The following is a 243-nucleotide window of genomic DNA, read 5'->3' as shown; positions in this document are numbered from 1 at the left end:
AGTCACGCCGTTGGCGGCCGGCAGACGGGGGCTCGAAGCGACGGACATCGGACGCTTCAATGCGCCGCCGCAGCCATCGACTCGGCACGGATCTCTTCGGTCAACCGCGCCTTCAGTTCCATGAACTCGGGCGAGGTCTTGATCGTGTAATGGCGCGGGTGCGGCAGGTCGACCGCCACGTCGGCCTTGATGCGGCCCGGCCGCGCGCTGAACACGGCGACGCGGTTGGCCATGAAGATGGCC

At 67.9% G+C, this 243-nt stretch carries 1 pseudogene; it reads right to left on the bottom strand.

The annotated features are described in order from the left end of the window. Nucleotides 1–56: 56 nt before the first annotated feature. Nucleotides 57–243, bottom strand: a pseudogene (locus tag CVH10_RS23560) (ABC transporter ATP-binding protein); the annotation flags it as partial.

The sequence above is a fragment of the Halomonas sp. ND22Bw genome (genome assembly GCF_003011945.1).
Taxonomy (GTDB): Bacteria; Pseudomonadota; Gammaproteobacteria; order Pseudomonadales; family Halomonadaceae; genus Halomonas; species Halomonas halophila.
The sequence above is the reverse complement of the archived record's forward strand: the minus strand, read 5'-3'. Positions and strand labels throughout refer to the sequence as shown.